Here is a 19,857-nt window from a genome sequence, read left to right as displayed (position 1 = left end):
TTTCTGCTTGGATAACGGATGGGGAGGGGAAAGTGTTGCAACCAAAAAGAAAAATTTATGGCGCAGTCCGCCCCGGCACACATATGGGCACCGGGGCGAATATGGTCTGTGCAAATGCAATTTTTCTCGCATGATAACATAAACGGTAGGCCGTTTCCATGCCCGTTATGCCTGACCCACAAAGAGCAGGTGGTTGGAAGCCCCCAGGTGCTCCGGCTTCTCGCAGGTGTAGAAGTGATACCAGAGATACTGGGCGTAGCTCGCCTCGTCCATGGCGTTGATCTTCTCCTGGAGCAACTCACTGATCCCGTCCGAGGCCACCTCATGGAGCACCTTCACGCCGCCCTCCCGCAGCAGCTCCCGGCAGGCGTCCACCGTGTGGAAGACAAAGGGGAAGTCGTCACAGCGGAAGGTCTCCTTGTCGTAGGCCCCGTGGACGAAGTAGTCCGGCTCCTCGTGGAACATGGTGAGGATGACCATGTCGTTGGCAATGAAGGCGAAAAACAGCGTCCCGTCCGGTTTGCACACCCGTTTGGCCTCTTGGATGCAGCGCAGTTTATCGGCCTGGCTGTGCAAGTGGTACAGGGGGCCGAAGAGAAGCACAATGTCAAAGGAATGGTCCGGGTAGCGGCTGAGGTCCAGGGCGTTGCCCTGCGCCAGGTCAATGGTGTCATCAGGGGTCAGTTTGGCCCGGAAAGCGGCAATGTTGGCCTCAGACAGCTCCAGAGCGGACACCTGGTAGCCCTTTCGGGCGAAATACAGGCTATATTCTCCAGCCCCGGCTCCGATATCCAGAATCTTGGCCCCCGGAGTGAGATAGCGCTCTATGTAGCGCACGGTGGTGAGAAACTCCACCCGGGCCGCCTGGGAGCGGGTGAGGCGGCGGCTTTCATCCAAGCGGCGGTACAGGTCTTGCACCAGTTGGGTGTCGTTTTCGTATACAAGGCCCTCCGTGAAGTCCTTGGGGCGGTTCCATTGGCGTTTTAAGATGGCATAGTGGACGGTGTCGCAAATGCCCTGGCTGTTGTAGTCCGATTCCCGGGAGGTGCCCTCACAGGTCATGCCGCATTTTTTCATGACACCACCGGAATGGGGATTGTTGGTGTCATGTTTGGCGGTGATGCGGTGGAAATCACAGGTTTCAAACAGGTAGCCCAACACCCCTTGCAGCGCCTCGGTGGTAAGGCCCTGGTGCCACCAGGGTCGCCCGATGCAATAGGCCACTTCTACGCTGGAGAGCTGGTCGTTGGGATTCATGCCGCTGATGCTCCCGATGGGCTGACCCAGGTCCTTGTGTACCATGAGCCACTGGTAGAAGTTGTCCTGCTGGTAGCCATTCACCCAACTCTGGAGCACCTGACGGGTGATGTCTGTGCTGGTGTGGGCCGGCCACATGAGATAGCGGGTCACCTGGGGGTCAGAGGCCCAGTGGTCAAACATGGCTTGGGCGTCGTCTACGGTGGCCCGGCGGAGCATGAGCCGGGGGGTCTCGACGGTCTGGGTTCCTCGGTGGGTGGGCATAGAATCAGTCCTTTCCATAAAATAAAAGCAGTGCAAGCGCCCTTTGTGAGGGCTAGCTTGCACTGCGTCTCTTCTCTCAACGGTGTTTCGGGGGGTTATTGGGAAAAAGAGTATGACAATGCAAGCCCGATGCCATGGGGCATATCGGACTGAGGCATATTCATGCGGTTCACAGAGCAGCGCAGCATTGTCACACCTCCTGGAAGTTTTGCACATGATACGCCGGGCGTGTGGAAAAGTCAATGGCAGATTGGATGCTCGGTACGCATTCCTGAGAGACGATACATTTTGACATTGCCAGAGGGGTATGATAAGATTAAATGAATCAGCTTAAAAGGAGCTGAAAAAACCTTGCCATTTTAGCATTCTTGCATAAAAAGGAAAAGGAGAGGGAAATTGTATGAGGAGAAGAAAGGTTCGTTCTGTGGTGGCGGCTGCCCTGATTTGTGGGCTGCTGCTGCCCTATGGGCTCCGCGCCCATGCCCAGTCCGGGTACCCTACCCAGGGACTCAAAGACCACTGGAGCTTTGACTCTCTGGTCAGTGACCAAGGGGATCGCACCACGGCCACCTTACAGGGGGACGGCGTCCAGTTGACGGACAGCGGCAACCCGGTATTTGGGCAGGTGTTGCGGTTCGGCGCAGGGGTGGACAACTTTATGAAGCTGGAGGACTACATCAATACGGGAGCGGGAGCCACCTCCTTCTCCATGTGGTACCGCTATGACACCACCATCACCGGGGACGACAGCGCCGCCTCCACGGTGATGCTCCAGCATGAGGGGAGCGGGCGGTCTGTGCTGACGCTGCGGGGGGATGGCAAGTACCATACCTACGTCAACGGCACCGATGTGGTCTCCCAACGCACCGTGGTCAAGGGGGGCTGGGAGCACATTACCATTACCATTGACCAGAACAGCCGCCAGGTAAAGTTCTACATCAACGGGGAGCTGGACAGCCAGCAGGCCCTGACGGACAACGCCATTGATCAGGTGCTGACCCTGCGTTTGGGTGCCCACAAGACGGCGGGGAACAAGAATCCCCACCCCATGCGGGGGGATGTGGACGAGTTCTACGTCTACAACCGGGTACTCACCGATGAGGAGGCCTGGGCGGTGTACGCCGACAAGGGGACCCAGCTGTGCCGTCAGCAGCTCCAGGAGCTGGTGACCCAGGGTCAGACCCTGTATGACAGCGGCAGCCTGAACCAGGATGATGCCGTGGCGGTGGCCCTGAAACAGGCGTTGGACGGGGCGGACCTCACCGCAGACTTGGCCCAGATGAAGGCGGCCTGTGCCGCCCTGGAGGAGGCCATTGCCAACTATCGGGCCGCCATGCCCCTGAAACTGACGGTGAATCTGGACGACATCCAGCGGGACATTGATGCTGACAGCATCTTTGGCATCAATCACCGCTACTCCTACAATGGTTACGGTACCTTTGATTCCGAGACCATGAAGATGAACGAGGAGTTCGCTGCGCTGTATCAGCAGGCGGGCTTCGGCTCCATCCGCTACCCCGGCGGCACCATCTCCAACCTGTTCAACTGGAGAACCACCCTGGGAGACAAGGAGAGCCGGAAAAATCAGATCCATGGCCTGTATAACAGCGGCAATCAGACCGGCATCGCCCCCAATTTTGGCTTGGGCGAGGCCGCAGATTTTGCCGATGAAATGGGCTCTGAGATGATCTATGTCTACAGCCTGGGCCGTGGCAGTGCGCAGGACGCCGCCGACCTGGTGGAGTATATGAATGCCGAGGTGGGCACCAACCCCAACGGCGGCATTGCCTGGGCGGATGTCCGGGCGGCCAATGGCCATGTGGAACCCTACAACGTACGCTATTTTGAAATCGGCAACGAGATGCACCTGGGCCCCGATGCCCAGAGAGATGATGGCGTCTATTCCCAGGGCTACTGGACTCTGTATGTGGACGGCGGCCGTGAAAACGCTTACATCAACGGCGGCGTGGCCAACATCAACAAGCGGTACACCGTGGACGAGGAGGACTGGAACAAGGTGGCCTCTCGGTCCGACGGCAGCGCCAACTTGGTGCGCTTCCTGCGCTATGCCAATCTGAACCCCGGAATCATGGGTGAGGATGGGAAAATTGTGGATGACCCCGACTTCCGGGCGGTCAACGACGGTGTCCGGGTCTTTGTGGGGCCGGACGACAACCCGGCAGAGTGGACCGTGGTGGACAGCCTGGAGAGTTCCGGGCCTGAGGACACCCACTGTGTGGTCAACTACGCCAACGGCTCCATCCAGTTCGGTGACGGCGTGCACGGCAAGATTCCCCCCAAGGGACAGAACATCTACGCCACCTACAGCGTGGACCGGGACGGTTTCGTGGACGTATCCCAGGCCATGCGGGATACCATGGACGAGATCAACCACCTCAGCGGCACCGACCAGGAGATTTTTGTCTACGCAGGCTATGAGACCGAGGGCTTTGTCAACAAGATGGCCGCAGGTGGCTACAACGACCTGTATGATGGCGTAGTGGTCCACCCCTATTCCGGCACCGTGAGCGGCAGCACCCCCGAGGAGTTCTATGACAACGCCATGCTCAAGACCGAGGGCAGCGGTGTCAACCCGGTGAAGAATTTCGCCTCCAAGCTGCCCGAGGGCAAGGTGCCCGTGGTCAGCGAGTTTGGCATCCACTACAACACCGAGTCCCAGGTGCGCTCCCAGACCCATGCCCTGTACATTGCCAAGGTAATGATGGAATATGTGAATCTAGGCAGCCCCTACATCCAGAAGCATTGCCTGTCCGACTGGTATCAGGATGAGGCCGACTCCCTGGGCCCCACCCAGCAGGCGGTAATTCAGGTGGTGCCCCAGGAGGGAGCGAGTACCACCACCGGAGAGGGTGAGTTTACCTACTTCTCCACCCCCTCTGCCCATGTGTTCCAAATGCTCAATTCCGGATTTGGCGACCATGTGGTTAGCACCCAGATGGACTCCCCCAAGACCCAGAACAACGTCACAGCGGTGTCGGTACTGGCCAGCAAGGATGACCAGGGCAATGTCTATCTGGCCATGGTGAACGTGGATCGCCTCAACGACTACAACATTCAGCTGGAGATTCCGGGCATGGACCTGGCTGGGCGGTCGGTGGAGGTCCAGTACCTGGCCACCGATGGCATTGCAGACGAGAACACCCCGGAGGACCCGGACAAGGTACACGTGGAAACCGAGACTGTGGAGCTGGGCAGTGTGCCGGTGGTCAACCTTCCCGCCCACGCCTTTGCGGTGGTGAAGGTGCCTGCCCAGGTGGTGGACAAGACCCAGCTGGAGCAGACCTTGGCCCAGGCCCGTGCCCTCCAGGCTGAGGACTACACCGCCGACAGCTTTGCAGGGGTGGAGAAGGCCATGGAAGCGGCTCAGGCGGTGCTGGACAATGCCCAGGCCACTCAGGCGGAGGTGGACGCTGCGGTGATGGCTCTGACCCAGGCCATGGAGGCCCTGGTGGAGGCGCCTGAGCCCAGCGAGGTGAACAAGACCCTGCTGGAGAAGACCATCGCTTACGCCGAGGGTCTGGACACCATTGGTGTCACCGACTCCGCCAAGGCTGCCTTTGAGAAGGCTCTCACTGAGGCCAAGGCCGTAATGGAAGATAAGAACGCCACGCAGGACCAGGTGAATACCGCTTGGGACAACCTGCTCAATGGGATTTGGGGGCTGGGCCTGACTCAGGGCGACAAGACCATGCTCAACCTGGTCATCCAGCGCGCTGAGGCCATGATGGACCAGGCCGACAAGTACGTGGAGACCAACTGGCAGCAGCTGGTGGACGCTTTGGCAGCGGCCAAGAACGTGGCCGCCAGCGGCGACGCCATGCAGGAGGACGTGGACAACGCCACCGACGCCCTGCTGGACGCCATTTTGGCCCAGCGTTTCAAGGCCAACAAGGACATCCTGGAAGGCCTCATCGGTAAGGCTGAGGGCATGGACCTCACCGGCTACACCGCCCAGTCCGTGGCCACCTTCCGCTCGGCTCTGGCCAATGCCCAGGCGGTGATGGCCGACGCCACTCTGTCCGAGGAGGACCAGAAGACGGTGGACGCCGCTGTGGCTGCGCTCCAGAGCGCCATGGAAGGCCTCACTGCCCAGGGGGAGACACAGCCCTCGGATCAGCCCGAAACGTCTCAGGAGCCTGAGGCCACCGACAAGCCCCAGGCTACCCAGAAGCCCGACCGTGTACCTCAGACTGGCGACCCCGCCCAGATGATGGTGTACGTGGCCACGCTCCTGGGTTCGGTGAGCCTGCTGGCGGGTGTGGCCTATGTGAGCCGTAAGCGCCGCAGCTAATTCCGAACGAAAAAGCACGGCCAGCTGGCCGTGCTTTTTTGAGCGAATGGGAGAGTGCGGTGAGCCCACCGGGAGAAATCGCATATTTTATGAACAAACATCACATAACATGTAAACATTAGTACTCTCGCCTTGACAGTGCCAATTGACGGTGTTATAACATAATTGTTCCAAAAAGAGGGGCTCGAAAGAGCTTCTCCCGCAGGGCATCAATGAATGCAACGAATGGAGGAATGACTTATGTTGCCCAGCATTTTTGGTGAGAATTTGTTTGATGATTTCTTTGGTGATGACTTTGGGATGTTCCCCGTGTGGAACGGCCGCAACCCTCTGTACGGCAAGCACGCCAAGAACTTGATGAAGACCGACGTGCGGGAGACCGAGAACAGCTATGAGCTGGACGTGGATCTGCCCGGGTTCAAGAAGGACGAAATCCAGGTGGACCTGAAGGACGGCTATCTGACCATCCAGGCCGCCAAGGGTCTGGATAAGGACGAGGAAGACAAGAAGGGCAAGTACATCCGCCAGGAGCGGTATGTAGGCGCCTGCAGCCGCAGCTTCTACGTGGGAGATGTGGAGCCCCAGGACATCTCCGCCAAGTATGAGGACGGTATCCTCAAGCTGTCCATGCCCAAGCATGTGAAGAAGGAGCTGCCCAGAAGCACCACCATTGCCATCGGCTAAACCTCAGAAAGTGCAGAACACCCCGGAGAACGAAGTTCTCCGGGGTGTTTTTTGCTGTTTAGTGGTTCAGGGTCTCGTGGTTGTGATAGGCGATCTCCTGCAAGTACTTGTACAGGGGCTGGATGTTGTATTTCTTGGGGAACTCGAACTTCTTTTCCGCCACTTCCACGCCGCCGCTGCACTTGAAGTAGGGGGAGGCGATGTAGTGGACATTGATCTCGCTGTCGTCGGCGCCAAAGCCCGCCGTCTCCGCAGAGACGTGGATGATGGTGCTCAGGTTGATGGAGTCCACCCGCATTTTCACGCCGGTGGCGCCCTGCTTGTCAAAGTCGATGATGCGCTTGTCGGTGAAGATCACCACGTCCCGGATGAGCCGGAAGCCCATGGCGATGGTCTCGCCGTCCATGAGATACATGCCAAACTCCTGGTTCAGGGCCTCGGGGGAGACCTCGTTGAGGTTGCCAGCCATCCCTTGCAGCATGGAGCCGCCCAGTTTATTGATGAGTCCCATTTGTAAAAACCCCCTTGAGAGGAATTGACGGCGTAGGAGCCGCCTGTGAGGCCATTGTAACAGGCGGAGCGGGTGGGTGTCAACGCAGTCGGCAGGTTTTGCGGTATTGCCACGGTCAAAAGGGCGTATTATAATAAAACAAACGAAAGGGGGGTGGAGTATGGTTAGGCGGAGAGGACAGGACAAGGGCTGGTTTCAGCTGGATAACGCCGCCATGATGTACTCTGCCATCCAGAGCGGCACCTATTCGGCGGTGTACCGCTTCTCCGCCGTCATGACCCAGGAGGTGGACCCCCAGGCCCTCCAGCGGGCCATCGACCGCACCATGCCCCGGTTCCCCGGCTTCCATGTGAAAATCCGCAAGGGGGTATTCTGGTACTACTTCGAGCCGGACGACACCCCCGGGCCTTTTTTGCAGCCGGACATTCAAAACCCCTGTCAGCCGGTGTATTTTCAGAACAAGGACCAGCTCATCCGGTTTTTCTACTACCGCCACCGCATTTCCATGGAGGTGTTCCACGCCCTGGCCGACGGCGGCGGGGCGCTGGTGCTGTTTAAGACCCTGTTGGCGGTGTACTTACGGGAGATGGGGGAGGAGATCCCCAATGAGGAGGGGATTCTGGACGTGGACGAGGCCCCGGACCCCCAGGAGTGGGAGGACGCCTACGCCCGGTACGCCCGGTCCCGGGTGCGGCTGGGCAAGTCCGAGCCCAAGGCCTACCCCTGTACCGGAACCCCAGAGCCCTTCTACACCCTCAACGTCACCATGGGCTTTGTGTCGGTGCAGGCTCTGCACCAGGTGGCCAAGGGCCATGGGGCCTCCATCACCGAGTATCTGGCCGCTGTGCTCATCCAGTCCATTCTGGCCCGCCAGCGCCGGGAGGGGCGGCGGCGGGAGCTGCCAGTGGCTCTGGCCATCCCCATCAACCTGCGCCCCTATTTTCCCACCCGCACCATGCGCAATTTTATTCTCACGGTGCGCCCCTCCATTGACCCGGAGCTGGGGGACTACACCTTGGAGGAGATCATCTCCCAGGTGCATCACCATATGCGGCTGCACATCACCCGCCAGGAGATGCAGGGAGTCATCACCCGCAACGTGTTTCTCCAGCGGTTTTTGCCCCTCCAGCTCATTCCGGTACCGGTGAAGAACTTTGCCGTGGATTTGGGGTACCGTCTGGCGGGCAACCGCCCCTATTCCACCACGTATACTAACCCTGGGGCGTTCCGGGTGCCCAAAGAGATGGAGCCCCACATCCAGCACATGGAGGTGGTGCTGGGCCAGTCCTACACCCCCCGGGTAAACTGCGCCTCCATCAGCTACGGAGACATGATGGAGATCACCTTTGCCGGGACGGTGAAGGAGACGGACGTGGAGCGGGACTTCTTCCGCACGCTGGTGCAGGATGGGCTCCACGTGAAGATTACATCCAATCGAAGGGAGTGAAGACAGGCCATGTCATACTGTGTCAACTGCGGGGTGGAGCTGGACAAGGACGCCGCCCGCTGTCCCCTGTGCCAGACCCCGGTGGTCAATCCGGTGTGCCCGGTGGACACCACCATTCCCCCCAACTTCCCCGTGGAGCGGCGGGAGGTGGAGCCGGTAAATCACAGAGAGGTGGCGGTGCTGCTCTCCGCTCTGTACGGGGTGGTGGGCCTGTGCTGTGTGGTGCTCAACCTGCTGTTTTGGTGGCGGGGGATGCCCTGGTCCGCCATTGTGGCGGGGGCCTGCGCCATGCTGTGGGTGTGGACGGTGCTCCCGCTGCTGCTGCGCTCGTTGCACTCCATCTTCCTGGTGGGGCTGGACCTGCTGGCGGTGGCGGGCTTCCTCTGGGTCATCGCTATGGCGGTGCATGGGGGCAGCTGGCTGGGACGGCTGGCCCTGCCCATCTGGTGGGGGTGCTCGGTGGTCATCCTGTTTTTGTGGTATATCCTCCCCCTGCGGTCCATTTTGAGCCGGTGTATGCTGGTGCTGGGCAGCTGCGTGGTGCTGATGCTGTGGCTGGAGCTGTGCATTGACCTGTTTTTGGGCGGCTATCGGCCCATGTGGTCCCTGGTGGTGGCGGTGGTGGGGGTGACCCTCATGGTGCCTCTGCTGATTATCCGGTATCGGCCGGATTTGCGCCGGGAGGTGCGGCGGAGATTCCACTTCTAAAACACAAGACCCCCGGCGGCTCAAGCACGGAGCCGCCGGGGGTTTCCTCATGGATGAACGCGTTGGAGAAGGGCCTGGGCCCGGGGGTGGTCCCGCAGCCAACTGAGGTCCGGGTCCTGCTCCAGCTGGCCCAGCAGAAGGGCCCGCAGCTCCCCGGGCTGGAACTCCTTGGCCTGGGGGGCCATGCGGCGGTACAGCACCGTGTCCCCCAGCTGCCAGGGCTGCTCCAGGGTCTCCAGCATCTGCTCCAACCGGGTGAGGGCCTCCTGGGCGTCCCGGTTGTGGACTGCCACCTGCCACAGGGCGGTGTACTGGTTGTACGGCCACAGCTCCAGAGCCTGGGCGAGGGCCTGGGAGGTTTCCGCAACAGAGTGGGCGGCGGGATTAACTGCAGTTAAATAGATAAAAATGCAGGCGCTCCAGGATTCCCCTAGCCATTTGGGCTGGTGGGAAGTTGGGGGGCCTGCATTTGATATAGACGCATTTTTGATCTTAACAAGTATGTGAAGGAATTAGACTAAGATATGTGTGAGCTAGCTGTCTTTGTTTGGGTGTAACTTTAGAGTGAGTAATATTGCGCAAAGCGGCCCACTGCTGTTGTTCTAAAAAGATGTAGCGGCAATGAGACATGCGAGCGGCTAGCCCACTGAGTGTGTATGGCCGCCCATCGGGCCGCTGTTTTGTTATCAGCTTATGGAAGATTTCCTCTGTGGCTGCATGAACTTGGGTTGAGTCTGTCCATAGAATAGAATTTAAATTTGGAAAAAATTCCACAAAAAAACCTTTACCACAATATCGAAGATGATAGTTTAACTGGGCATCCGTCATAATAGGATACTCTCCTTATTTCTTTGTTGGAAAACTTGCCAAATGGAAAGGGCATTTAATCGTAACGCTGTAAAAAATCCGCCACGTGCTCCATGGCCTCGCTGGCGCTTTTCAGGGGGAACATCTGGAACACGTGCCACATGTCCGGCCAGGTGCGGATGACACAGGGCACCTCCGCCTCCCGCAGCTTTTGGGCCAGGGCAGTGGAGTCGTCCCGGAGGATTTCCCGCTCTCCCACGTGGATAAGGGTGGGGGGAAAGCCGTGGAGATCGGCAAACAGGGGGGACAGGTGCGGGTCGCTCCAGTCGGTCTGAGGGGCGTAGGCGGAGCGCACCGCCTGGATGTAGTTCATGGTGAGCATGGGGTCTAGCTCCCGGGCGCTCTGGTAGGACGCCCCGGAGGCGGTGAGGTCGGTCCAGGGGGAGAAGAGCACCAGCCGCCCGGGTAGGAACCGCCCGGACTCTTTCAGCTTCAAGGTCAGTTCCAAAGCCAGGTTGCCCCCGGCGGAGTCTCCCGCCACAATGACGTCCCGGGCGCCATACCCCAGGTGCATCAGGTAGTCCCAGGCGGTGAGGGCGTCCTCTAAGGCGGCGGGGTAGGGGTGTTCCGGGGCCAGACGGTACTGGAAGGCCAGAGTCTCACAGCCGGTGGCGGCGGACAGTTTGGCCGCCAGCACCCGAGCGTAGCCCAGATTGCCGCTGGTGTAGCCGCCGCCGTGGCAGTAGAGGATAACCCGCCGCCGCTGGGGGCCCCGCTCGGGGCGCACCCAAGCCATGGACATCTGGTGGTGGGTAAAGGGCTCCCAGCTAAAGCCGATGGGGGGAGAGGCCAGCCGCCCCAGCACCTCCTGGCCTCTGCGCTGACGGTTCAGGTCGGCGGGGTCCATGGAGTCGGGGGAGGTGGCGGAGTGGATGGTTTTCAAAGCGGACATCATGCCTTCGGTAATCCGCTTATTCAGACGCTCCGCCCGGTCCCGGGGGAGCAGGGAGTGGTATTTCATAAAAGGGACCTCCAGGTATCAGGCATGACGGGCGGACAGAGCGGTGATGAGGTCGCCGATGCCGTCCACAATGAGGCCGATGCCAAAGACCATGATGACCATCTGGGCGGCCTGGAAGGGGTTGACGATGAGTACCAGGCCCACGATGAGGGGCACCAGGGTGGAGATGACGCAGAAGGCCAGGCCGGGAGCGTGGTCCTGGATGGCCGCCAGCATCAGGGGCAGCTTCCCCACCCCGTCCATGAGCAGCAGAGCGCCCAGCACGAAGGGGAGGAAAGAGAGAATCACATGGGGGCGGAAGAGGGCGAACAGGGCGAAGAACAGGGGTAAAACGGTGAGAAACAGGTCGCCTCCGAAGGACTGGCCCACTTTTCGGCCCTGGAGGTAGCGGATGAGGTGGGGAATGGCATACACCACGCAGCCGATGGCCAGGGCCCAGACAAAGGCGGTACCCACGGCGGCGGGGAAGAGGACCAGGGGCAGGCCCAGGGCGATGTAGAGCACCGCCATGCCCACCGAGGCGTTGCGGGACCAGAAGTAGTTGAACATAATATGACCTCCTTGATGGCCCGCAAACGGGCGGGCCGCAGATCTAAGTTCATTGTACCACATCCACCTGACAAGGGCCAGGGAAGAATGGTGCAATTCTTTGTCTCTGACCTGAGGGGCTTGCTCTCCTCCGATTTCTCAGGCGGAAACCAGCGCCCCCGGTGGGGACGCTCCGCTGGGCCCCATTTCTCCCCGATGAGAAATGGGGGAAAGAATCGCTTAGGGCGTTCCCCACTAAGGACCTCCCTGGGGTACCAGGCTGGGCTTGCGTCAAGTCTAAATTCGGCCCGTAACTCTTGCTGTGGCTCCTGTTTCTGCCACCACACCAGGCCACCCTGGGCAGCTGGCCCTATGGCTGGGTGGTTTCCATGTCCGGGCCTACCTTGGAGAAGCGGCGTTCCCGCCGCCGGGAGCCAGTCCTCCGGCAACTGGGAACAGTTGCACACCAGGGGAAGGCCCTGGCGATAGAAGTAGCGTTTGTTAGAGAAGTGGGTGCTTTCTGTAGAATTTCCATACTATCTATGTGACATGAACCAGTCCAAGGGCCGAAAAGAGGAGGACGCAGGAACTCCCCGTACCGCGGGGTGGATTCCACAAGGCGGGGGAAGGCCCCGCCTTTGGCGATTCTTTGGTGACTTTCTCATCGGGGAGAAAGTCACCCTGCGGAGCAAACCCTGGCTGGCAAGCCTGATCCCAGTGATAAGAGAAGAAACATGTTTTTCATAGCGCCGAAAAAACAACAGGGCCGCTGCATGGTGCAGCGGCCCCAGAAGATTATTCAGCGCATAGATCAAGGATAATGTGGGCAAAGAGCTTGGCCGACAGCATCAGGTCGGCGATCTTCACCCGCTCGTCCGCCCCGTGGAGGTGGGTGTCAAACCCGGGCATGGTGCAGCCAAAGGCCACGCCGCCGGGAATCTCGTGGACGTAGGTGCCGCCGCCGGTGGACAGGCACTCGCCCTTTTGTCCGGTGTACTCCTCGTACCGCTTCAGCAGCGTCTGCACGAAGGGAGAGTCGGCGGGGGTGTGGTGGGCCTCCTCCTGCTCACCCTCAAAGGTGAAGCCGCTCTGTTCAAAAGCGGCCCGGGCCACGTTCTCACAGTTTTCCTTGGTGGCGCACAGGGGCACCCGGGAGTCAAAGCGGCCGGTGAGTCCGGTCTCGGTGACCTCCAGCAGGGTGAAAGCCACGGTCAAATCTCCGGCGATGGGCTCGGACTGGGCGATGCCCAGGGCCCGGCCGTGGTAGTCCCCGTGGGGGAGCAGGGTGTTGAGCTGGTTCAGGGCCTCCTTGCAGGGACCGTCCGCCAGAGGCAGGGCGCACAGCAGGGCGATGAGGCCGGTGACGGCGTTGTTGCCCCCCTCAGGCCAGGCGGCGTGGCTGCCCTCGCCCTTGGCATGGATGACGGTGCAGCCGTCCTGGCTGGTGCAGGTGAAGGTGATGCCGGTGCGGGCGGTGATATCCCGGGCGAAGGGGTGCACGTCGTGGAGGGTGAGGCCCTCCACCGCTGCCTCAGCGTCGCCGGGGAGCACGTTGATGCGGAAGCCGCCGTGGAGCCACTTCACCCGGGGCAGAGCCTCCTGGACGGGCCAGGAGCGGGTGAAGGTGGGTTTTAAGCCGCCCTTCTCGGTGTTGATGACGGGGTAGCCGGAGTCAGGGGAGAAGGTGGCGGGGGCGAAGGGGTGGCGGGCAAAGTACCAGGCGATGTCCCCGGAGCCGCTCTCCTCGTTGGTGCCCATGATGAGGCGGCAGTTGGACTTCAGGGGCACACCCAGGTCCTTCACTGCCTTCATGGCCAGCAGGGAGGCCACCACAGGGCCCTTGTCGTCGTCGGTGCCACGGCCATAGATGAGGCCATCCACCACACGGGGCTGATAGGGCTGGGTGACGGTCCAGCCCTCGCCGGGGGCCACCACGTCCAGGTGGCCCAGGATGTGCAGGGCGTCGGCCTTGTCGCACAGGTCAGCGGTGCCCACGTAGCCCTCGTGGTTTTGGGTGATGAGGCCCCACTCCTGGGCCAGCTTCAGGCCCTCTTCCAGCGCGGCGGCAGGGCCGGGGCCGAAGGGAGCGCCGGGGGCCGGCTCGCCCTCCACGCTGTCAATGGACACCAGGCGGCACACAGCGTCCACCAGCATGTCCTGCTTGTCCTGAAAATAAGCTTCTAACTGTTCACGATACATGATGTATGATCTCCTTATGTAAACGAATGTACAACTATTCCACATTGTAGTCCACCGAGGCGGAAAAAACAAGGGAAGAAAGGGGGATTATTCCTCCTCGCTGTGCTCGGCCAGCTCGCCCAGGTACTTGTACACCGTGTACCGGGACACCCCCAGGTGCTTGGCCACATAGGGCACCGACTTGCGGAAGGAGAAGGCGTTTTTCTGCTCCAACATGGCGATCATGCGCAGGCGGTCCTTCTTGTTCAGAGCGTCCACCGGCTTGCCCAGGGCGGCCAGGCACCGCTCGAAGAGGTCGGCCAGCTGCTTGGAGTCCCCCTCCTGCCACAGGGCGGACTGCAAGTCCGAGCTGGCGCTCATGAGGTCCACCAGAATGCGGTTGGCAAACACCAGAGAGGTGTAGTCAAAGTTGATGCCCAGGGCCAGGTTGTAGTCCTCCCCGATCATGTGGAAGGTGGAGGATTTGGTCTGGCGTCCGTCGGGGGTGGTGGCGGCAAGGTTGACAAAATCTGTCACCGAAGAGTCGGCGTCCAGCTCCAGGCCGATGCCCAGGATATCCATGGTGGAGCCCACCTCCCGGCCGGAGACATGGCCGTTATAGATGGACAAAATGGGGTGGGAGGGGACTCCCATGTCGTGCACCAGGGTCTCACAGGAGGAGCCGAACATCTCGGCAATGCCCCGGGCGGTGCGGTCTAAAAATTCAAAGGCTTCATCTCTCGTCATATGGAAGCGCTCCTTCTTTACAAACTGTCAACCTTTATTGTACTAAATTGCGGCCAAGTTGGCAAGGGGGAACTGCCCTCAAGTCTCCACCTCAAATTAAAATCCGTGCCACTGTGGGGCACACCATACTTATTCACGATTCATTTTTCATTATTCATTAAAACTCGCCCCGGCGGAGTACAACGTTTGCACTCTGCCGGGGCGGGTTTCTCATTCTCCCATGAATCGGGCCAAAAACTCCCGGGTGCGGGTCTGCCGGGGGTTGGTGAACACGTCCTTGGGGTCGCCTTGCTCGCAGATGACTCCATCGGCCATGAACACCACGTGGTTGGACACGTCCCGGGCGAAGGCCATCTCGTGGGTCACCACCAGCATGGTCATGCCCTGGGAGGCCAGGTCCCGCATGACGGAGAGCACCTCGCCCACCATCTCGGGGTCCAGGGCGGAGGTGGGCTCGTCAAAGAGCAGCACCTCCGGCTCCATGGCCAGGGCCCGGGCGATGGCCACCCGCTGGCGCTGGCCGCCGGAAATCTGCCGGGGGCGGGCGTTGATGTAGGGGGCCATGCCCACCTGCTCCAAGTACTTCATGGCGTTTTCCTTGGCCTCCGCCTTGGACTTTTTCAGCACCTTCACCTGGCCCACCATGCAGTTTTCCAGCACGGTCATGTTGTTGAACAGGTTGAAGGACTGGAACACCATGCCCACCTGGGAGCGGTAGCGGCAGGGGTTGAAGCCCCGGGCGGTGATGTTCTCCCCGTGGAAGAGGATGTCTCCGGCGGAGGGGGTCTCCAGGAGGTTGATGCACCGCAGCAGGGTGGACTTGCCCGAGCCGGAGGCACCGATGATGGAGGTCACGTCTCCAGGCCGGACGGTGAAGTCGATATCTTTCAGCACCTGGTGGCTGCCAAAGGACTTGGACAGGTGCTTGACTTGTAAAATGGCGTCGCTCATATTACCGCTCTCCTCTCGTGCTGCCGTTGCGGTCCCGCTGTTCCTTGCTGTGCTCGTCAAAGGGCGTGCCCCGGTTGGGGTGGCTGTAGGTCCCGGCGGCCATGGTCAGGGCATCCACCTGCACCAGCTCGTAGTTGTCCGAGCCGTCCATGAGCTTTTCAATGAGCCGCAGCGCCGCAGAGGCAAGCAGGGTCATGGTGAGGTAGCCGATCATCTCGATGGCGGCGGAGGGGAAGTACAGGTTGTTCACGCCCACGATGTAGCGGTGGAAGGCGAAGAACTCGGTGAAGCTGATGATGAACATCACGGACGTGTCCTTGATGTTGATGATGAAGTTGTTGCCGATCTGGGGGATGATGTTGCGGATGGCCTGGGGCAGAATCACCGAGGTCATGGTCTGGAAGTGATTCATGCCGATGGCCCGGGCGCCCTCGGTCTGGCCGGGGTCAATGGAGATGATACCGCCCCGGACGGACTCGGCCATGTAGGCGCCGGTGTTGATGGACACCACGATGATGGAGGCCAGCCAGATGCCGGAAGAGCCCCGGAAGGCCACCGAGCCATTGGTGAAGTAGGGCAGGCCGTAGTAGATGAACACCGCTTGCAGCACCATGGGGGTGCCGCGGAACACCTCCACGTAAATGCGTACGATGGTCCGAATCACTTTCAACAGAATGCGCTTGGGCAGGGGGTCCTGCTTGGCGTAGGGGATGGTGTTCAGAATGCCGCACACCAGGCCGATGACACAGCCAATGACGGTGGACACCACTGCCAGGATGATGGTGTTGAGAATTCCGTTGAGATAGCCGGGGTAGTAGTCTTTCAGCAGCTGCACCATGTCGCGGCCCAGCTTGACAAAGAGGTTGGCGTCGGTGTCGTCGGTGGCGGGCTGGGCGGCGATGGCCTGGTCCATGATGGCGTCAAAGTCCTCCGCTGTGAGCTGGGAGAGCACGGCGTCCATGGCGTCCTTGAGCTGGGTGTTGCCCTTCTTCACGGAAATGCCGATGTTCACGTTCTCCGCCCGCTCAGCCTCGGTCTCAAACTGGAAGTCCCCGTCGGTGCCGGAGAAGTCCAGCACCACCAGGTTGTCGTCCTTGGCGGCGGCGCCCTTGGCGGTGGGCATGTCGGTGCAGATGAAGTCGGCCATGCCGGTTTGCAGCTGCATGATCATGGCGGGGGCGTTGTCGGCGGGGGACAGGATGTTGGCGTCGGGAATCTGGGGCAGACAGGAGTCATACCAGATGGTGCCGGACTGGGCGGTGCAGATGCCCCCGGCCAGGTCGGCGATGGAGGTGGCGGAGGCGTAGGGGCTGTCCTTGGTGGTCAGGCACACGATGGTGGCGTAGTAGTAGGGGCCAGCCATGTCCACTTCCTTCATCCGGTCGGCGGTCATGGACTGGCCGGCGATGTTGGCGTCCATGGTGCCCGCCTGGACGGCGGGGGTCAGGGAGTCCCAGGAGCTGGACACCACTTCCAGCTCCCAGCCGTAGGCCTCACAGATGCGCTTGGCGATCATCACGTCGTAGCCGTTGGCGTAGGACCCGGACACGTTGGAGATGGGCACGGCTCCGTTGGAGTCGTCCATCTGCATCCAGTTGTAGGGGGCGTAGGCGCACTCCATACCCACGGTGAGCACGCCGTCCTCCAATCCGGGGATGGTGGAGGTGTCCACGTCGGTGAAGTCGGGGACGTCGGGGACGTCCGCGGCCGGTGCCTGGCTGGCAGAGGTGTTGGAGCCGGAGTCCGAGGGGCTGGCGGTACAGGCCGCCAGGGACAGCACCAGCGCCACCGCCAGGAGCAGGGCAAAGAGTTTCTGTTTCATGGGGGTTCCTCTCTCCTTTGTTGAAATCTAGGGCAAACAAAAAGACCATGAACCGCGTGATGCGATCATGGTCAACAAACCCCCGCCCACGAGAGGGACGGGAACTTTTGGCTTGCCATGATAGCGCTTCACACCAGGGGGTGTGACAGTCCGCCGGGTATTTCCCGACGACCCAGGCACAAAGCGGGTGGAAGCCCCTTTGCCCTTCGGCGGTGACACCTCGCACCCCACGCCCTTCCAGGCTTGTGTGGGGCACCCATTGGCACCGCGCCTCTATCAGTGGTTCATTTTGGCGGTATTATATCTCCCCCGGGCAGAATTGTCAACCAATCCGAAGATTTTTGGCAAACCTGCCCGGGGGAGTGGAGGGGGGACAGAGAAACTATAGGGAAATTCCCATTATTTCAGGGCGTTTCCCCGGCGTTTGGCGATGCCCACCACGATGGAGGACAGGGCAAACAGGGCGATGGCGTTGGGGATGACCATGAGGTTGTTGAACAGGTCGGTGAGGCCCCACACCAGGTCGTTGGACATGGTGGTGCCCAGGAAGATGAACACCAGGGCCAGCACCCCGTAGACAGGGGCGGCCTTTTTGCCGAAGAGGTACATCACGTTGATCTTGCCGAACAGGTTCCAGCCCAACACGGTGGAGAAGGCGAAGAAGAACAGGCAGATGGCCACGAAGATGGCCCCGAAGTGGGCGCCGAACACGGTGCCAAAGGCGGTCTGGGCCAGGTTGGCGCTGTTGAGGGTGGCGGTGACGTCCCCCACATAGCCCCCGGCCAGGGGGCCGCCCCCGGCATACAGGGTGGAGATGACCACCAGGGCGTTGAGGGTGAGCACCACGAAGGTGTCGATGAACACGCCCACCATGGCCACCACGCCCTGCTCGTGGGGGTCTTTCACGTTGGCCTGGGCGTGGGCGTGGGGGGTGGAGCCCATGCCCGCCTCATTGGAGAACAGACCGCGCTTGGCGCCCTGGCTGATGGCAGTCTTGATGGCGTAGCCAAAGCCGCCACCGATGATGGCCTGGGGCTGGAAGGCGTAGCGGAAGATCATGGCGAAGGTCTCGGGCAGGTAGGCGATGCGGGCCACCAGCACCGCCACAGCGCCCAGCAGGAAGATGGCGGCCATGATGGGCACCAGCTTCTCGGTGACGGCGGCCAAACGCTGCACGCCGCCCAGGAAGATGAAGGCGCAGATGACCACCAGCACCACGCCCATCACCCAGGAGGGTACGCCAAAGGCGGTCTGGAAGGTGGAGCCGATGGAGTTGGACTGGACCATGCAGCCCATAAAGCCCAGGGCCAGGATGATGGCCACGGCGAAGAACCCGGCCAGAAACTTGCCGAAGGCGCCCCGGAAGGCGGTGGTGATGTAGTACACCGGGCCGCCGTGGATGTGGCCGTCCTGGTCAATGACCCGGGTGTGGATGGCCAGGGTGGCCTCGGCGTAAATGGTGGCCATGCCGAAAAAGGCGATGATCCACATCCAGAAGATGGCCCCGGGGCCGCCGGTGAGGATGGCGCCGGAGGCGCCCACGATGTTGCCGGTGCCCACCTGGGCGGCGATGGCGGTGGCCAGGGCCTGGAAGGAGCTCATGCCCTGGGCCTGGGCCCCGCCCCGCAGGGACAGGTTGCCAAAGACCTTTTTCATGCCCTCGCCAAAGCAGCGCACCTGCACAAACCGGGTGCGGATGGAGTAGAACAGGCCAACGCCAATGAGCAGAAACACCAGAATGTAGCTGGATAGGTAGTCATTTAAGGCGTTGACCACGGGTAAAAGTGCGGCTTCCAATTGCTGAACCATGTTGAATCCTCTCCTCGAGCTGTTTTTGACAAAACAAAAACAGGTTGCGGATGGAATACTCCGCAACCTGAGGAAATGACGGTGCTGGCACCGACTCCCCAACGGGGGAGCGGGTGCGTCGGCGTATGATTTCCTCTGTCCTTTTGCCTGAGAGATTGGCGGGAACCAGCGGTCCCCACGTTGCACCTTCGGCACTCATTGCTGAGCTTCTCCAGAGTTACATCCACGTACAGTCCTCACCCCGTGTCCCGGGGAACCTGAGAGTGTCACTCCTTCGGTAGGCCGACCCTGGCCTTTTCCTGCACGCTTCGTCTGCTTTTGTTTTGTTGTGATGGACATTATACCGCCGCATGCGGACAGCGTCAAGGGGAATTTTGTACAGTAACGTGGTGCATAAAGGGGTGGGAATTTAGATGCACTTCCAGGCGCAGAGCACCCCCGGTGCAGGGGGAGCTGTCTGCCGCTAGGCAGACCCGTCGAACCGCCCCTGTTTCAGGCTTGCCAGCCTGGCGGGGACGCTCCCCGCTGGGGGTCCATTTTGAGTGGCCAAAATGGACAAAAAGCCACAAAAGGGGCACGCCCCTTTTGAAACCCCAATGGTTTTATGTTGTTTTGTGCGGTGGGGCCGTAGTCGGCCCTGGGCCTGGAGAGGTCACATAGATGGCGTATCACATCTCTGGGGTGTGCCTGCTCCGCTGGTAGGTTTCCCTTCCATTTCCAGGGCCTCAGGCTTGGTGGTATGTGGCCGCTTCCCGGCCACCGTAGACCAGGTAGACCAGAAGGGGCCGAAACGGAGAGAGAAGCGGGCTTT

Annotated in this window: 14 protein-coding genes and 2 riboswitches; of the genes, 4 read left to right on the top strand and 10 right to left on the bottom strand. The window is 60.7% G+C overall.

The window, feature by feature from the left end:
• Positions 1-165: 165 nt before the first annotated feature.
• The gene (locus B5F12_RS03970; RefSeq protein WP_242954881.1) at positions 166-1,521 is read right to left on the bottom strand and encodes a GNAT family N-acetyltransferase; all 1,356 of its coding nucleotides are present in this window, start codon (positions 1,519-1,521) and stop codon (positions 166-168) included.
• Positions 1,522-1,921: 400 nt separating this feature from the next.
• Between B5F12_RS03970 and B5F12_RS03965 the strand changes: the two genes are divergently transcribed.
• Together B5F12_RS03965 and B5F12_RS03960 are read left to right on the top strand one after the other, a co-directional pair.
• Positions 1,922-5,833 carry a LamG-like jellyroll fold domain-containing protein gene (locus B5F12_RS03965; protein WP_087230633.1) on the top strand — a complete coding sequence of 1,304 codons (3,912 nt, stop codon included), beginning with the start codon at positions 1,922-1,924 and terminating at the stop codon, positions 5,831-5,833.
• Positions 5,834-6,073: 240 nt separating this feature from the next.
• A complete protein-coding gene (locus B5F12_RS03960; protein WP_087230630.1) occupies positions 6,074-6,517 on the top strand; it encodes an Hsp20/alpha crystallin family protein in 444 nt (147 codons plus the stop codon).
• Positions 6,518-6,575: 58 nt separating this feature from the next.
• On the opposite strand, the gene B5F12_RS03955 is transcribed toward B5F12_RS03960, so the two are convergent.
• Entirely contained in the window at positions 6,576-7,028 is a 453-nt protein-coding gene (locus B5F12_RS03955) for a PH domain-containing protein (RefSeq protein ID WP_087230627.1), read from the bottom strand.
• Positions 7,029-7,188: 160 nt separating this feature from the next.
• Here B5F12_RS03955 and B5F12_RS03950 point away from each other — a divergent pair, with 160 nt between their 5' ends.
• Complete coding sequence (locus B5F12_RS03950) at positions 7,189-8,475, top strand: hypothetical protein (protein WP_087230625.1); 1,287 nt, start codon at positions 7,189-7,191, stop codon at positions 8,473-8,475.
• Positions 8,476-8,484: 9 nt separating this feature from the next.
• Positions 8,485-9,183 (top strand): DUF6320 domain-containing protein, encoded by a 699-nt coding sequence (locus B5F12_RS03945; RefSeq protein ID WP_087230622.1) that lies wholly within the window; start codon positions 8,485-8,487, stop codon positions 9,181-9,183.
• A gap of 47 nt (positions 9,184-9,230) precedes the next feature.
• Here B5F12_RS03945 and B5F12_RS03940 read toward each other — a convergent pair whose 3' ends face one another.
• From B5F12_RS03940 to B5F12_RS03905, 8 genes are all read right to left on the bottom strand, one after another.
• On the bottom strand, positions 9,231-9,476 hold the full coding sequence (locus tag B5F12_RS03940) for a hypothetical protein (RefSeq protein ID WP_143482319.1): 246 nt from the start codon (positions 9,474-9,476) through the stop codon (positions 9,231-9,233).
• Between the two features lie 590 nt (positions 9,477-10,066).
• Positions 10,067-11,011 carry an alpha/beta hydrolase gene (locus tag B5F12_RS03935; RefSeq protein ID WP_087230617.1) on the bottom strand — a complete coding sequence of 315 codons (945 nt, stop codon included), beginning with the start codon at positions 11,009-11,011 and terminating at the stop codon, positions 10,067-10,069.
• Between the two features lie 18 nt (positions 11,012-11,029).
• Entirely contained in the window at positions 11,030-11,560 is a 531-nt protein-coding gene (locus B5F12_RS03930; protein WP_158096738.1) for a DUF308 domain-containing protein, read from the bottom strand.
• Between the two features lie 774 nt (positions 11,561-12,334).
• A complete protein-coding gene (locus B5F12_RS03925) occupies positions 12,335-13,738 on the bottom strand; it encodes a Sapep family Mn(2+)-dependent dipeptidase (protein WP_087230610.1) in 1,404 nt (467 codons plus the stop codon).
• An 87-nt stretch (positions 13,739-13,825) separates the two neighbouring features.
• The gene (locus tag B5F12_RS03920) at positions 13,826-14,464 is read right to left on the bottom strand and encodes a helix-turn-helix transcriptional regulator (RefSeq protein WP_087230607.1); all 639 of its coding nucleotides are present in this window, start codon (positions 14,462-14,464) and stop codon (positions 13,826-13,828) included.
• A gap of 210 nt (positions 14,465-14,674) precedes the next feature.
• Positions 14,675-15,415 carry an amino acid ABC transporter ATP-binding protein gene (locus B5F12_RS03915; protein WP_087230604.1) on the bottom strand — a complete coding sequence of 247 codons (741 nt, stop codon included), beginning with the start codon at positions 15,413-15,415 and terminating at the stop codon, positions 14,675-14,677.
• 1 nt (position 15,416) lies between these two features.
• Complete coding sequence (locus B5F12_RS12315; RefSeq protein ID WP_343286308.1) at positions 15,417-17,237, bottom strand: ABC transporter substrate-binding protein/permease; 1,821 nt, start codon at positions 17,235-17,237, stop codon at positions 15,417-15,419.
• A gap of 113 nt (positions 17,238-17,350) precedes the next feature.
• Positions 17,351-17,521: riboswitch (Lysine riboswitch) on the bottom strand.
• A gap of 115 nt (positions 17,522-17,636) precedes the next feature.
• Entirely contained in the window at positions 17,637-19,046 is a 1,410-nt protein-coding gene (locus B5F12_RS03905; protein ID WP_087230600.1) for a sodium:alanine symporter family protein, read from the bottom strand.
• A 125-nt stretch (positions 19,047-19,171) separates the two neighbouring features.
• A riboswitch (glycine riboswitch) is annotated at positions 19,172-19,271 on the bottom strand.
• Between the last annotated feature and the right edge of the window lie 586 nt (positions 19,272-19,857).

The sequence above is a fragment of the Pseudoflavonifractor sp. An176 genome, assembly GCF_002160435.1.
Classification (GTDB): Bacteria; Bacillota; Clostridia; order Oscillospirales; family Oscillospiraceae; genus Enterenecus; species Enterenecus faecium.
This window is presented reverse-complemented; position numbering and strand designations above follow the sequence as displayed.